This window comes from Lysinibacillus sp. FSL R7-0073, from assembly GCF_038009065.1.
In the GTDB taxonomy this organism is placed as follows: domain Bacteria; phylum Bacillota; class Bacilli; order Bacillales_A; family Planococcaceae; genus Lysinibacillus; species Lysinibacillus fusiformis.
In genome coordinates this window covers 3,031,911-3,046,215 of sequence record NZ_JBBPAS010000001.1, presented here as the reverse complement: position 1 = coordinate 3,046,215, position 14,305 = coordinate 3,031,911, and the positions used below count along the sequence as shown (strand labels likewise).

Annotated in this window: 14 protein-coding genes; all 14 read left to right on the top strand. The window is 38.0% G+C overall.

Annotation, left to right across the window (positions count from 1 at the left end):
* The first annotated feature begins 40 nt into the window (after window positions 1-40).
* Window positions 41-856, top strand: coding sequence for an undecaprenyl-diphosphate phosphatase (locus tag MKY88_RS15120; protein ID WP_258268990.1), 816 nt, complete (start codon window positions 41-43; stop codon window positions 854-856).
* Window positions 857-1,087: 231 nt separating this feature from the next.
* The gene (gene xseA, locus MKY88_RS15115; RefSeq protein WP_340814048.1) at window positions 1,088-2,446 is read left to right on the top strand and encodes an exodeoxyribonuclease VII large subunit; all 1,359 of its coding nucleotides are present in this window, start codon (window positions 1,088-1,090) and stop codon (window positions 2,444-2,446) included.
* Window positions 2,443-2,676 (top strand): exodeoxyribonuclease VII small subunit, encoded by a 234-nt coding sequence (gene xseB / locus MKY88_RS15110; protein ID WP_193832530.1) that lies wholly within the window; start codon window positions 2,443-2,445, stop codon window positions 2,674-2,676. The genes xseA and xseB overlap by 4 nt, the downstream gene beginning before the upstream one ends.
* 3 nt (window positions 2,677-2,679) lie before the next feature.
* Complete coding sequence (locus tag MKY88_RS15105; protein ID WP_340814047.1) at window positions 2,680-3,561, top strand: polyprenyl synthetase family protein; 882 nt, start codon at window positions 2,680-2,682, stop codon at window positions 3,559-3,561.
* A 161-nt stretch (window positions 3,562-3,722) separates the two neighbouring features.
* Window positions 3,723-5,624, top strand: a complete 1,902-nt coding sequence (dxs, locus tag MKY88_RS15100; protein WP_340814046.1) for a 1-deoxy-D-xylulose-5-phosphate synthase — start codon at window positions 3,723-3,725, stop codon at window positions 5,622-5,624.
* On the top strand, window positions 5,624-6,442 hold the full coding sequence (locus MKY88_RS15095; RefSeq protein WP_340814045.1) for a TlyA family RNA methyltransferase: 819 nt from the start codon (window positions 5,624-5,626) through the stop codon (window positions 6,440-6,442). The genes dxs and MKY88_RS15095 overlap by 1 nt, the downstream gene beginning before the upstream one ends.
* Window positions 6,443-6,542: 100 nt before the next feature.
* Complete coding sequence (gene ahrC, locus MKY88_RS15090) at window positions 6,543-6,992, top strand: transcriptional regulator AhrC/ArgR (protein ID WP_008179906.1); 450 nt, start codon at window positions 6,543-6,545, stop codon at window positions 6,990-6,992.
* A gap of 33 nt (window positions 6,993-7,025) precedes the next feature.
* A complete protein-coding gene (recN, locus tag MKY88_RS15085) occupies window positions 7,026-8,717 on the top strand; it encodes a DNA repair protein RecN (protein WP_193832526.1) in 1,692 nt (563 codons plus the stop codon).
* Window positions 8,718-8,839: 122 nt separating this feature from the next.
* Window positions 8,840-9,787, top strand: coding sequence for a SpoIVB peptidase S55 domain-containing protein (locus MKY88_RS15080; RefSeq protein ID WP_340814044.1), 948 nt, complete (start codon window positions 8,840-8,842; stop codon window positions 9,785-9,787).
* Between the two features lie 392 nt (window positions 9,788-10,179).
* The gene (gene spo0A, locus MKY88_RS15075) at window positions 10,180-10,971 is read left to right on the top strand and encodes a sporulation transcription factor Spo0A (protein ID WP_069481919.1); all 792 of its coding nucleotides are present in this window, start codon (window positions 10,180-10,182) and stop codon (window positions 10,969-10,971) included.
* A 250-nt stretch (window positions 10,972-11,221) separates the two neighbouring features.
* A complete protein-coding gene (locus MKY88_RS15070) occupies window positions 11,222-11,452 on the top strand; it encodes a hypothetical protein (RefSeq protein ID WP_340814043.1) in 231 nt (76 codons plus the stop codon).
* 5 nt (window positions 11,453-11,457) lie between these two features.
* Entirely contained in the window at window positions 11,458-11,643 is a 186-nt protein-coding gene (locus tag MKY88_RS15065) for a hypothetical protein (RefSeq protein WP_340814042.1), read from the top strand.
* Window positions 11,644-11,976: 333 nt separating this feature from the next.
* Entirely contained in the window at window positions 11,977-13,548 is a 1,572-nt protein-coding gene (locus MKY88_RS15060; protein ID WP_069481916.1) for a DUF342 domain-containing protein, read from the top strand.
* Window positions 13,541-14,269 carry a glycerophosphodiester phosphodiesterase gene (locus MKY88_RS15055; RefSeq protein ID WP_069481915.1) on the top strand — a complete coding sequence of 243 codons (729 nt, stop codon included), beginning with the start codon at window positions 13,541-13,543 and terminating at the stop codon, window positions 14,267-14,269. The genes MKY88_RS15060 and MKY88_RS15055 overlap by 8 nt, the downstream gene beginning before the upstream one ends.
* The last annotated feature ends 36 nt before the right edge of the window (window positions 14,270-14,305 follow it).

Genomic DNA, 14,305 nt, shown 5'->3' with positions numbered 1-14,305 from the left:
ATGTAACGTTTGGGACATACATACTTAGTAGGAGGTTTTTATGGAGAATATCGATATTGTGTTAATTGTGAAGCATATCATTATTGGCCTTGTCCAAGGGTTTACAGAACCAATTCCCGTATCGTCAAGTGGACATGTGATGATTGCCAGCGAAATTCTAGGGCTTGGTGAACAAGGGTTTACGTTCGCCATTCTAACCAATACAGCGTCGTTACTTGCTATTGTTTATATTTATCGTGAGGATATAGTGCGATTGATTTCCCATTTCTTCTTGTACTTGAAAACACGTGAGAAGCGCTACAATGCTGATTTTCGTTTTGCCTTGTATATCATTATAGGTTCTATTCCGGCGGGCGTTTTAGGAGTATTATTAAGTGATGTTATTGCTGACAATGTGAGTATGACGACAATTGCGCTCATGTTGTTTGTTACGGGTGCAGCATTATGGTTGATTCGTAATATGCGTGGGAAGAAAAAAGATGCAGATTTAAGTGCGAAGGATGCCATTATTGTTGGGTTAGGGCAAGCAGTCGCTCTCACACCAGGTATTAGCCGATCAGGTGCTACGATTATTTCAGCTATTGCAGTAGGTATGAGGCAGGATACAGCTTTACGTTTCTCCTTTATGCTTTATATTCCAGTAAGCTTAGGTGGGGTCGTATTAGGAATAACTGATTTTTTAGATGAGCCTAATAAAGGTGCGTTAGCGATTCCTTATGCAGCGACTTTTCTAGCCACACTTATTATGACGTACTTTGCCATGCGTTGGTTTATGGGCATTATGAAAAGTGGTAAACTTAGCTATTTTACGTACTACTGTTTTATTGTAGGAACACTATTATTATTATTTTATTAAAATGTAAAGTCTCATAACAATTGTTGTTATGGGACCTTGTTTTGTTATTCATTGAATAGTCAATTTCTATTAGTTAGAACGTGTATGAATATGTTATAGTTGTTTTTTGATAGATAAAAGACAGGCATTTTTTCTAGCGAAACTGCATTTAAACGCGTCAACACCAGTAAAAAATGTTATGATAGGTGTAGTTTTTGTGAAAAACTTGATCTTAGTAAAGGAGCCGAAAACATGTCCTCTGCTTCTTATTTAACTGTAAAAGCATTAACAAAATATATTAAACGAAAATTCGATGCAGACCCTCACCTACGCGAAGTGTATGTGAAAGGTGAACTATCAAATGTAAAAATTCATCAATCTGGCCATATTTACTTTACATTAAAGGATGATGGGGCAAGAATTGCTGCCACCATGTTTAAAACGGCTGCCACGAAATTAGCATTTGAACCAAAAGAAGGTATGCAAGTATTTATCCGTGGTGATGTAAACGTTTACGAAGGCTACGGGACTTATCAGCTATATGTCCAAGAAATGCAACCGGATGGTATAGGTAGTCTATTTGTTGCCTTTAATCAATTAAAAGAGCAATTACAAAAAGAAGGGCTTTTTAAATTAGAATGGAAACAATCGATCCCAAAGTTTCCTAAAAAAATTGGTGTGCTAACATCAACAACAGGAGCAGCGATTCGAGATATTTGTACGACTTTAAAGAGACGTTACCCTCTAGCTGAAATTCTGATTTACCCTACACTCGTACAAGGAGCACAGGCGGCACCAAATATTGTGCAAAATATTCAACGTGCCAATCAAGATGCAACTTGTCAAGTGTTGATTGTCGGACGAGGGGGAGGCTCTATCGAGGACTTATGGGCATTCAATGAAGAAATAGTGGCGAGAGCTATTTTTGATAGTCGAATCCCTATTATTAGCGCAGTTGGTCATGAAACAGATACGACAATTGCCGATTATGTTTCTGATTTACGTGCACCTACACCAACAGCGGCCGCTGAGATGGCAGTACCAGATCAAGCGGAGCTATTCCAACGGGTACTTTCGCAAAAATCTCAAATTCATCAAGTAGTTAGGTCGCAACTTATGGCTGAACGACAACGTCTTAATAAGCTCCAACAGTCTTATCCACTGTCAATGCCAGAAAGGCTTTATCGACCGTTCACTGAAAGATTGGCACAGCTCGAGTCAGGATTGCAAACAGCTATGCAGGTAGATTTGATGAAGAAGAGTGCTCAGCTTCAGCAATTACATAGTACGGTGGCACAACATTCACCAAAAAAAGCACTTGCTTTCCATCAACGGGAACTAGAAGCGCGCATGCAACAATTAACACGTGCTACAACCTATTATGTAGCGAAGCAGCAACAACAATTTGAGGCAACCATTCGAACATTAGAAGCATTAAATCCACTTTCCATTTTAACAAGAGGATTTACAGTCGCTTATAAAGATCAACATATGATCAAATCGTCCACTGACGTGCAGAAGAAGGATCTTCTGACATTGACTTTCCATGATGGGAAGGTTGTGGCTGAAGTGAAGGATATGTTGCCAAAGAATGAGGGGGAATCGTTGTGACAGAAAAACAACAAACTTTCGCAGATGCTATGACGGCATTGGAAGAAATAGTTCGCCAGCTAGAACAAGGCGATGTGCCATTGGAAAATGCGATTGATTTATACAAGCAAGGAATGGAGCTATCAAAGTTTTGCCATAGTAAGCTGCAGCATGCTGAAGAGCAGCTAGTATCTATTGTCCAAGAGACAGGTGAAACAACAGCATTTGATCCACTAAAGGGAGAGAATTAGGAAATGAATGAGCCATTAAAGTACTTTATCGAAAGCAACATACCACAAATTGAAGAAACTATGTTTGCACTTGTTTCAAAAATTGATGCTCCAGTAGATTTAAAGGACTCCATGCTATATTCATTAAAGGCAGGCGGTAAACGTATACGACCACTTTTTGTATTAGCTGTCCTTGAGCTTTATCAAAAAAATTTACAGGATGGTTTAATTGTAGGGGCTGTCATTGAAATCATTCATACGTATTCGTTAATCCATGATGACTTACCAAGCATGGATAATGATGATTTTAGAAGAGGAAAGCCAACAAACCACAAAGTTTATGGAGAAGCACTTGCAACACTGGCGGGAGACGCATTAAACACATTGGCGTTTGGTATTTTAGCGCGCATGGATTTAACGGCTGAAAAGCGAATTGAGCTTGTTCAATTGTTAAGCGTTGCCGCAGGTGCTGAGGGCATGGTTGGTGGTCAAGTACTGGATATGGAAGGTGAGCAGCGTCAGCTTGATTTAACTGAACTGGAACAAGTCCATGTTAATAAAACCGGTGCTTTATTAAGATTTAGTATTGAAGCGGGAGCTGTATTAGCAGACGCATCTAAACAAGACCGTGCTACATTGAAGGAATATGCCCATCATATTGGCCTAGCTTTCCAAATTCAAGACGATATTTTAGATATCGAAGGAACAACAGAGGAACTAGGAAAAACGGCTGGGAAAGATGTAGCTAGTGATAAGAGTACTTACCCAGCACTTTTAACGCTAAATGGAGCGAAAGAAAAGCTTGCGGAGCATTATCAACATGCTATTAATGCACTCGATCAATTACCAATAGATGCTAGCTTATTACGATACTTTGCGGCATATATTGTTCATCGTAAAAACTAAGAGAAAATCAAGGCATTGAAGGAAAAGAATATGCTAGAATAGGTGGGAACGTTTACAAATTGTAAACAATGAAGTGCTCGTACTTTTAGCATATTGATAACACTGCTATAATAGTGAAAACGAATGCGGTGAATATTTTATTGAAAAGGTGTGTGAGAAAGGTGGATTTAAATAAAATAACTAGTCCATCCTTTTTAAAAAACTTAAATAAGAAGGAGCTTGAGCAGGTAGCGCAAGAAATTCGTACCTTCTTAATCGAAAAATGTTCTGTCACAGGGGGACATATCGGGCCGAATTTAGGAGTAGTCGAGCTTACGATAATGTTGCATAAAATGTTTGACAGTCCAAAAGATAAGTTTTTGTGGGATGTTGGCCACCAAGCTTACGTGCATAAAATTTTAACAGGTCGTGCGAGTCAATTTGACACACTTCGTCAGTTCAAAGGGCTTTGTGGATTTCCAAAGCGCGTGGAGAGTGAACATGATGAATGGGAAACTGGTCATAGCTCGACTTCCTTATCAGCAGCCATGGGTATGGCAGCAGCACGTGATATTAAAAAAGAACATAACTATGTAATTCCTATTATTGGGGATGGCGCTTTAACTGGCGGTATGGCGCTTGAAGCGTTAAATCATATCGGTCATGCCAAAACGAATATGATTGTCATCCTAAATGATAATGAGATGTCCATTGCTCCAAATGTTGGTGCGCTTCACAGTGTTTTAGGTCGTTTGCGTACTGCCAAGGAGTATTCAAAAGCCAAAGAAGAGCTAGAATCACTTATTAATAAAATTCCGGTATTAGGTGGAAAGCTTGCTTCTACTGCGGAACGACTTAAGGATAGCTTAAAATATTTAGTGGTGTCAGGTGTCTTTTTTGAGGAGTTAGGCTTTAAATATCTTGGTCCTATTGATGGTCATGATTTTGAAGCATTGGAAATGACATTATCCCATGCAAAAAAAGTGAAAGGGCCAGTCCTTGTTCACGTAATTACGAAAAAAGGAAAGGGCTATAAACCCGCTGAAGACGATACGATCGGAAATTGGCATGGAACAGGTCCTTATAAAATTGAAAATGGTGCCTTTGTTAAGTCAGAGACTAAAGGCCCAGCATGGAGTAGTTTAATTGCAGAAACTGTTCGTAAAATTGCTCATGAAGATGAGCGAATCGTGACGATCACACCTGCTATGCCTGTCGGATCAAAATTACAAGGTATTCAACAAGATTTTCCAAATCGTTTCTTCGATGTGGGGATTGCCGAGCAACATGCAGCAACAATGGCAGCAGGTTTAGCTACACAAAATATGAAGCCGTTTTTAGCCATTTATTCAACATTCCTACAGCGTGCTTATGACCAAGTGTTGCATGATATTGCGCGTCCTAATTTAAATGTCTTTATCGGTATTGATCGTGCTGGTTTAGTTGGAGCAGATGGTGAAACGCATCAGGGTGTATTTGATATCGCTTTCCTTCGCCATATTCCAAATATGACGATTATGATGCCTAAAGATGAGAATGAAGGGCAACATATGGTTAAAACAGCTATTGAGTACGATGGTGGTCCAATTGCACTACGGTACCCACGTGGTAATGGGATTGGCGTCACGCTAGATGATGAGCTTGTAGCATTACCAATCGGTAGCTGGGAAGTTTTACGAGAAGGAAAAGACGCTTCCATTTTAACATTTGGCACAACGATTCCGATGGCCATGCAAGCAGCGGATATGTTAGCGCAGCAAGGTGTTGATATCGAGGTGGTCAATGCACGCTTTATCAAACCGATGGATGAGGATATGCTTCACCGAATTTTATCTAATCATAAACCGATATTAACCATTGAAGAAGCTGTCTTACAAGGCGGATTTGGTAGCGGAGTATTAGAATTTGCTCACGACCATGGCTATCTCAATGCAATTGTTGATCGAATGGGTATTCCAGATCAATATATCGAACATGGTAACGTCGATCAGCTGCTTGAAGAAATTCATATGACAGCAGAGGATGCGGTAGCACGTATGCAAGTATTACTTCAACAAAAACAGCAAGTAGGTTTAAATAAATAATGACAAAACAACCAAAAGAACGAGTGGATATTTTACTTGTAGAGCGTGGATTATGTGAAACAAGAGAAAAAGCAAAACGTTCCATTATGGCGGGACTTGTTTTTTCAAATGAAATACGTATCGATAAAGCAGGAGAAAAAATTGCTATCGATGCCCCTCTACAAGTAAAAGGCTCCGATTTAAAATATGTTAGTCGTGGTGGTCTGAAGCTAGAAAAGGCCCTACAAATTTTTGATATGTCTGTAGAAGGGAAGCTAATGCTTGACATTGGCTCCTCTACAGGTGGATTTACAGATTGTGCGTTGCAACATGGCGCAAGACACTGCTATGCATTGGATGTTGGTTCCAATCAATTAGCATGGAAAATTCGATCGGATGAACGTGTTACCGTCATGGAAAAAACTAATTTCCGTTATACTACGGCAGCAGATTTATCTGAAGGATTACCTGATTTTGCTACAATAGATGTTAGTTTTATTTCTTTATCATTAATTTTACCGGTGTTAAAAACAGTATTGCTACCAGGTGGCGATGTCATGGCATTGGTGAAACCACAGTTTGAAGCGGGAAAAGATAAAGTTGGAAAAAAAGGTATCGTTCGTGATAAAAAAGTCCATCTCGAAGTATTAGAAAAAACAGCGGCAATGGCCACAGAAATTGGATTTGTTGTGAAGGATGCTTCTTATTCCCCGATAACAGGTGGGGAAGGAAATATTGAATTTTTATTCCATTTAGTGAATCCTATTGGAGAAGAAGACATTCGTGCATATACAGCTTTTAATGCACTCGTTGAAGAAGCGCATAATTCTTTAAAATAACACGTGCTCGCTTATAGAGCCGTGTTTTTTCTTGTGCTTTTTTGTTGAAAATGGTAGTGTGATTATACACATATTTAATTATTTATTAGAGGTGGCTACGATGAATAAAGGACAACGACATATACGGATTCGGGATATTATTGCTAATCATGAAATTGAAACACAAGATGATTTAGTCGATTTCCTAAAAGATGCAGGCTATAATGTGACACAAGCAACAGTATCACGAGATATCAAAGAACTACATTTGGTGAAAGTACCATTACAGGACGGTCGCTATAAGTATAGCTTGCCCGCTGATCAACGATTTAACCCAGTGCAAAAATTACATCGGGCATTAGCGGATGCCTTTATAAGCATTGATGGAGCATCCCACTTTTTAGTGATGAAAGCTCTTCCGGGTAATGCGAATGCCATTGCATCCTTACTAGACCATTTAGATTGGCCAGAAATTTTAGGTACAATTTCTGGAGATGATACCATTTTAATTATTTGTCGAAATGAAAATGAGCGGGAAAATACAAAGAATCGCTTACTAGACATGCTTTAAAAAATGGGGAAATGGATTCAGAGGTGACAATTAGTGTTAAGAGAGCTTAGTATTCGAAACTTTGCTATCATTGAGGATTTGACTGTGAGCTTTTCAGGAGGTTTGACCGTACTTACTGGGGAAACTGGTGCTGGTAAATCAATTATTATTGATGCGGTTCATTTACTTGCTGGTGGACGGGGAAATACTGAATTTATTCGTCATGGGGCAAGAAAAGCTGAATTAGGTGGCTTATTCCAACTTTCGAATTCCACGCATCCTGTGCTGAAAAAATTAGAAGAAGCAGGCATTGAAATTGAAGAAGATACAGTTATTTTACGTCGTGATTTAAACGATTCAGGTAAAAGTATTTGCCGTGTAAATGGTAAACTTGTGCCATTATCAGTACTGAGAGAAATTGGTGCGAGTCTCATTGATATTCATGGCCAACATGAAAACCAAGAGCTGATGGATGAAAAACAACATATCAATTTACTCGACCAGTTTGCAGAAGAGCAGCTGTTGCCTATTCAAAAAACATATAGCGAACAATATGAAGAATATCGATTGCTGAAAAAGGACTTAGCCTCGATTTCCATCGATGAACAACTGATGGCACAACGTATTGATTTGTATCAATTCCAAATAAAAGAGCTAGAAGAAGCCAATTTAAGGCTAGGTGAGGAAGATGAGCTTCTTGATGAACGCCGTCGTCTCATGAATTACAATAAAATTTTTGAACGTTCTAGTGCTGCCTATGAGGCCATTCAGGGAGAATCAAAAGGTCTTGATTGGATTGGTAATGCAATGGGTGCCTTGGACGATGCAGCAACAGTGGACGAGCAATTCAAAGAAGCTTCTGAGGCAGTGACAACGGCATTTTATGCGCTACAAGATGCGGCTTATCAGGTCAAAAATGTATTAGATGAATTGGAGTTTGATCCAGCGCGTTTAAATGAGGTAGAACAACGATTAGCACTATTCCAAAATTTAAAACGCAAATATGGTTCGACAATGGAGGATATCTTAGCGTATTTCGAAAAAATAAAAACAGAGTTAAATGAACTGCTAAATCGCGATGAAATTTTGCAGGTGAAAGAACGAAGAGTGCTCGAAATGGAGTCGGTGCTTAATGAGCTTGCTTCAGAACTTTCTACTGTGCGTAAAGCTGCTGCCCAACAGTTAAGTGAAGCCATTATGGCAGAGTTACGTGAATTACATATGGAAAAAGCTAAATTTATTGTCAATTTTGAAGAATTACCATATTTCGATGCGAATGGAAAAGATCAAATTATTTTCTATATTTCTACCAATGTTGGAGAACCGCCAAAGTCCTTACCGAAAATTGCTTCGGGAGGAGAATTATCACGAATGATGCTGGCACTGAAAACCATTTTCTCTTCTTCTAATGGTATCACATCCATCATTTTTGATGAAGTAGACACAGGAGTTAGTGGAAGAGTGGCACAGGCCATTGCAGAAAAAATTGCAGCGGTATCCATTAATTCACAGGTATTATGTATTTCACACTTACCTCAAGTTGCTGCGATGGCTGATCATCATTACTTTATTAAGAAAGAAGTCGAGCATGATCGAACATTTACTTCTTTATCAGAAATTGATCAAAAGGCACGGATTGAAGAAGTCAGCCGTATGATGTCTGGAACAGAAATTACTGCTTTAACGCTACAGCATGCAACGGAGCTATTAACAATGGCAGAAGAGCGAAAAAAACAAATGCGTTAACCATATTCCAGAAACAGTTGAACCCTGTTTCTGGTTTTTTTCTTTTTGCACAAATATTTACCGCTTATAAGAACGCCACAACAACACATAGTAAAAAGACAAAAATGAAAAGGAGGTGTCGTATGAATCGTCGTTGGCGTCAATTAGTCATTTTACCTATGCTCATCTTTTTGTTAGTGATGCCTATACAAGCTTTAGCCGCCAAAAAGCTTATACCGATGGGTGAAGCCATTGGAATCCAACTTAAATTATCACATGTGTTCGTAGCGCATGATGTACTGTTAGCTTCCAATCAGTGGATGAAAGGTGGCGCAGTGATTGAAAAAATTAATGATATACCTGTAAAATCGCTGGCAGATGCCAAACAAGCTATGGCTAAAGAAGGCCAACAGAAATGGACGATCAATAATGACGGAAAACAAGTAACACTCGAATTACAAAATCAAGAAGCAGAGCATATCATATCCTTCTTAAAAGATGAAACAGATGGAGTAGGAACACTGACTTATATTGATCCAGAGACAAAAAACTATGGTGCACTAGGTCATCAAATTGTCGATTCAACCCTACAAGAGGCCCCTGTATTTAGAGCTGGCTCCATATTTTTAGCTTCAATTCAACAAATCCGTAAAAGTACGCCTGGCCAACCAGGTTATAAAATTTCCTCCATTGAAAAACATCAGGAACGTCTGGGCAGTATAGATAAAAATACTGTTTATGGAATTTTTGGCCGTTGGGAAGAAGGCTATCCACAAAGATTACCCAAAGCGATTGAAATTATGCATGAAAAAGATATAAAAACAGGGAAAGCGGAAATATATACAGCTATTGAAGGCCGAAAAGTCGAAACTTTTTCCATTGAAATAACAAAGGTTGAAAATGAACGACTTGAATTTATAGTTTCTGACGAAAAGCTCATTGAAAAAACTGGTGGAATTTTGCAAGGAATGAGTGGCAGTCCTATCATTCAAGACGGTCGATTTGTCGGTGCTGTAACACATATGTTTGTGGAGGAGCCGAAAAAGGGAGCAGCTCTAACAGTAGCCGAAATGTTAAGAAAGTCTTCTTAAATATAGGGATGGCATTTGGTAAAAATCCGCATTTTCCGCAGGCAGAACAGGTGCCGCTGGAGACTTGCGGATTTTTATCTTTATGTTATAAACATCTTGAATTCAACAAGTATTTCTAATAATAACCTAAAGGAGCCATGATATTTAAAAAAACTGTAGTTTTATCTTATTTTTTTATCTAAAATAGGTAATAAGAGCGTTTCGACAGTTTGCCAATATTTAGCGCAACTTGTCGATATAAAAAGAAAGTATCGGACTACATACTCATTTTTGGAAATGAAAAAGGTTTTTAAACAAAAATGTCGAAAATTCCACAGTGTGCCAAAAACGGCATTTAGGGGTTAGGTTAACGCTTTGGAGTGTTCAAAGCAAGTCCAGAAGGAGGAATTGAAATGACAAAGGTAAAAGTGGCGATTGCAGATGATAATCGTGAGTTATTAAAAACAATGGAGCAATATTTCCAGGGACATGCCGAAATAGAAATTATTGCGACGGCTTCAAATGGAAAAATTTGTCTACAAATGCTTGAGGAATTTACACCTGATGTTTTACTTCTAGATATAATCATGCCTCATCTTGACGGTTTAGCTGTTCTAGAATCGATGTATCAAAATGAGAAAATGTCATCAGTCCAAGTAATTATGTTAACTGCTTTTGGCCAAGAAGATGTCATGAAGCAGGCTGTAGATCTAGGGGCATCCTATTTCATGCTAAAGCCATTTGAATTTGACCAATTAGTGCAAAAGATTTTACATTGTGCTGGACAGAAGGCGACACTTCCTAAAAAGACAAGCGTTTTACAACCTACCGTCCCTCAAAAATTAAATCAACATCAATTAGACAGCACGATTACAGCTATCATTAAAGAGATCGGTGTGCCTGCACATATTAAAGGGTATTCTTATTTGCGTGAAGCCATTCAAATGGTATTTGAGGATATTGAATTATTAGGATCTGTGACAAAGATTTTATATCCGGAAATCGCGAAGAAATTCAATACAACACCATCACGCGTTGAACGTGCTATTCGTCATGCTATCGAAGTCGCATGGAATCGTGGCAATTATGAATCCATTTCATCGATGTTTGGCTATACGGTCCATCACTTGAAATCCAAGCCGACAAATAGTGAATTCATTGCCATGATTGCAGACAAAATCCGCATCGACATGATGGCTAGCTAAACGTATAATTTTTAGCAATAAACGATAGAAAAACTGATATAGCAATTATACCTCGAGTTTTTATAACGCCATTTTTAGACAGTGTGACCACTGTTTAGAAAGGCGTATTTTTTTATATCATTAACCCCTTTCAAAAATTTGGTTTGATGGTAATCTAATCTTATGAAGGGTGATACTTTTGTAATAGCGTTTTTAGATTTCTATGTAAGTATAAATAAGGGTATACATATGAAAAAAAGTGTTAAGTTCATTGTTTTTTGTATTAATTTTGTCTATTCTTTCATTTAGTGGTTCAGAAGTGAATGAAAAAATTTCAAATCGTGCAGAATCAATTGTAGAAATTGGAAATCTTTTAGGGTTGGGTGGTACTCAAAGAGTAACGCAATTTAAAGATGTCCCTAAAAGTCACTATGCAAGTGGTTATATTCAATCAGCAGTCGACAAAGGACTACGCATAGAAGAAATAATTAAAAGCAGGTGATCAAAATGAAAAGTGTCAACTTTCAATTAGATGGAATGGACTCAATAGAAATTACACAACTAGAGGAACATTTATTTGAAGTCCGACTCGTATTAGACGGTAAAATAAGGATGCAATATATGAGCAAGGAGGAATTGGGACAACTTGGTTCGACCTTTCAAATTGGAAATATAAAGAGTTATCTTGAATAAAGAGCCTTAATATCTGATATTTTTATAGTTCCAAAGACCCTTTAATATTTAAATTTTATGACAATCCTATCCTATAATATATAGAGAGGGAATACGATTCGTTCAAATTATCCTAATAGAATAACCTTGTATTTAAGGGTAATTTTATTAAAAAAATTAAATAATAAACATTTTTTTAGTATTATACACCTATTTATATATATTGGAAATAAAATATAGTTGGATGTTTTAATGATTAAGTAGTACTATTTTCTTTCTCGTTAGTGACAATGGTCTCTAAACAAATGTAAGAGGATTGTATATACTTACATATAGAGGGAAGGAGGAGGTAGCTTGATTCTAGTTCGAAATGAAAACTTCGAAATTTCTGAAGAGAATGGCAAGGTATTTATGCTTACTTTTAGTGCCGGATTCCCATTAAAAGAATTTGATAGCATCCTACGTAGTCATCCGCGACTTAAATTATCTAATTTTTCAATTTTAAAAAATGTGCTGTCTACTCAAAACACAAGTCCAGTAGAAATTGGTCGCTGGCTTCCAAATATAGAAGCTGAAATTGCCCGTGATAAAATGTCAGCCTCTATTTTTATCTATGAAACAAACGAATATATGGCAAATCATAAAGAAAAGCTAACACAGCAAGTACAAGAAACACTTGCTGAAAATGAAATTGTGCATGGAATATTAGATTTTGATATTTCGAAGGCTGAACCAGGAAAAGCATTTTTGATTGCACAGGGGCAACCACCAATAGCTGGCACGGATGCACAAATTACATACTTACCTAAACCGGAGAGAAAACCGGTCATTCGTGATGATGGAAAAGCGGATTACTTTGATATGAATTTTATCTCAGAAATTTCAGAAGGCTCATGGCTAGGTGAAAAGATTCCTGCTACATTAGGTAAACCAGGGAAAAATGTGCTAGGTGAGGTAGTGGCTGCTGCACCAGGACGGGATTTTCCTATCCGATACGATACAAAATCAGCATATGAAGTGGAAGAGGACGGGAAAATTGTGATCCGCTCGAAAATTGCTGGTGTTCTAGATGATGTAAAAGGTATGATTGGTGTAAACAGACACCTACCTATTAACGGTGATGTGGGCGTTGAAACAGGAAATCTAGAATTTAATGGTTCTCTTAGTATTAAAGGAACAGTAACAAATGGCTATACGGTAATTGCAACTGGCGATATTTCCATTGATGGTGCTGAAGGTGTAAGCGGTGCCAAACTAATTAAATCTATTGAAGGCGATGTTTATATTCGCGGAGGCATTTTTGGTCTGGGCTCAACAGTTGTGGAAGCGGGCGGCAATATTTTTGTCAAACATGTCAATGAAGCAAATTTATTTGCGGCGGATAGTATCCATATAGGCTTCTATGCATTAGGGTCACAACTTTCCGCTCATTCTATTTTTGTGGACGAACGAAAAGGTAAAATTATTGGAGGACGTGCTGTAGCTAAAAATACGATTGTCACTGCCATTTCAGGTAACAGATTGGAACGTCGAACGGATTTGATTATTGAAAGTGTCAATAAACAAGAAAATAATTCGATGATGCAGGAAAAAGCTGTTCAGCTTAAAGAGTTACAATCAGAAATTGCAGCCCATGAGGCCAAAATGAAAAGCTTATTACCATTCCTCAACCAAATGTCTAAAGAACAAACAGCATCCTTTGAAGAGACAAAGCAAGCTTTAACAAAATTAAAGGCAGAAGCTGTTACATTAGATCGTGAAATTAAACTGATAATGGACGAAATGCGTCATATTGGAAAAGAAGAGATTGTTGTAACAAAGGAAGCGCATCCGGGGACGTATATTCAAATTGGTAAAAAATCATCTTTATTAAGCAAAATGACCAATGGGAAATTTCTGCTAGAGTTTGGTGAGTTAAATGTCTAATTTGTCCTATATTCCAGTGTTTGCACATCGAGGGGCTTCGGCCTATGCGCTTGAAAATACCTTTAAAGCTTTCGAAAAGGCATTGGAGCTTGGGGCTGATGGCATTGAGTTAGACATCCAGTTTTCAAAAGAGGGATGTCCAATCGTGTACCATGATCCACAATTGTCAAGATTAGTAGGTATCAATAAACTGGTGAGTGATTGTACGATGGAAGAGTTATTACGCTTTAAACTCGGAAAGCCTTGGAGGCGTCTTTTTTCATCGGCTAAAATGCCAGCATTTGATGCAGTTTTAGCATGGGCTAAAACAAATAAGCTCCCTTTAAATATTGAATTAAAATCAACCATTCTAGACAATCAAAGTGGACTAAAAGATTTTCTACAAGGGCTCTCATTACCAACAGGGAGCCACTTCTCATCATTCCATTATGAATTACTGGAAATTGTGAAAAAACAAAGGCCTGAATATGAAACGGCGCTAATAGCCACGAAAAAATTAAAATGGGATTTGTTAGCTGATTACAAAGCGGCTGATACTGTTCATATGCATAAAAGATACTACAAGCCAAGATATTTAGAAGCATGTGTTACAAGCGGCAAAGCCTGTCGTTTTTATGCAATTGATGGTAATGAACCGTTTTTAACGAATCCACACCATGCTGTTTTAGGTTGGATTACGGATTACCCTGATAAAGTCATTACTACACAGCAGCGAGTATAAAAATAGCTATCCAGTAAGTCCTTGTGACTTATTTGG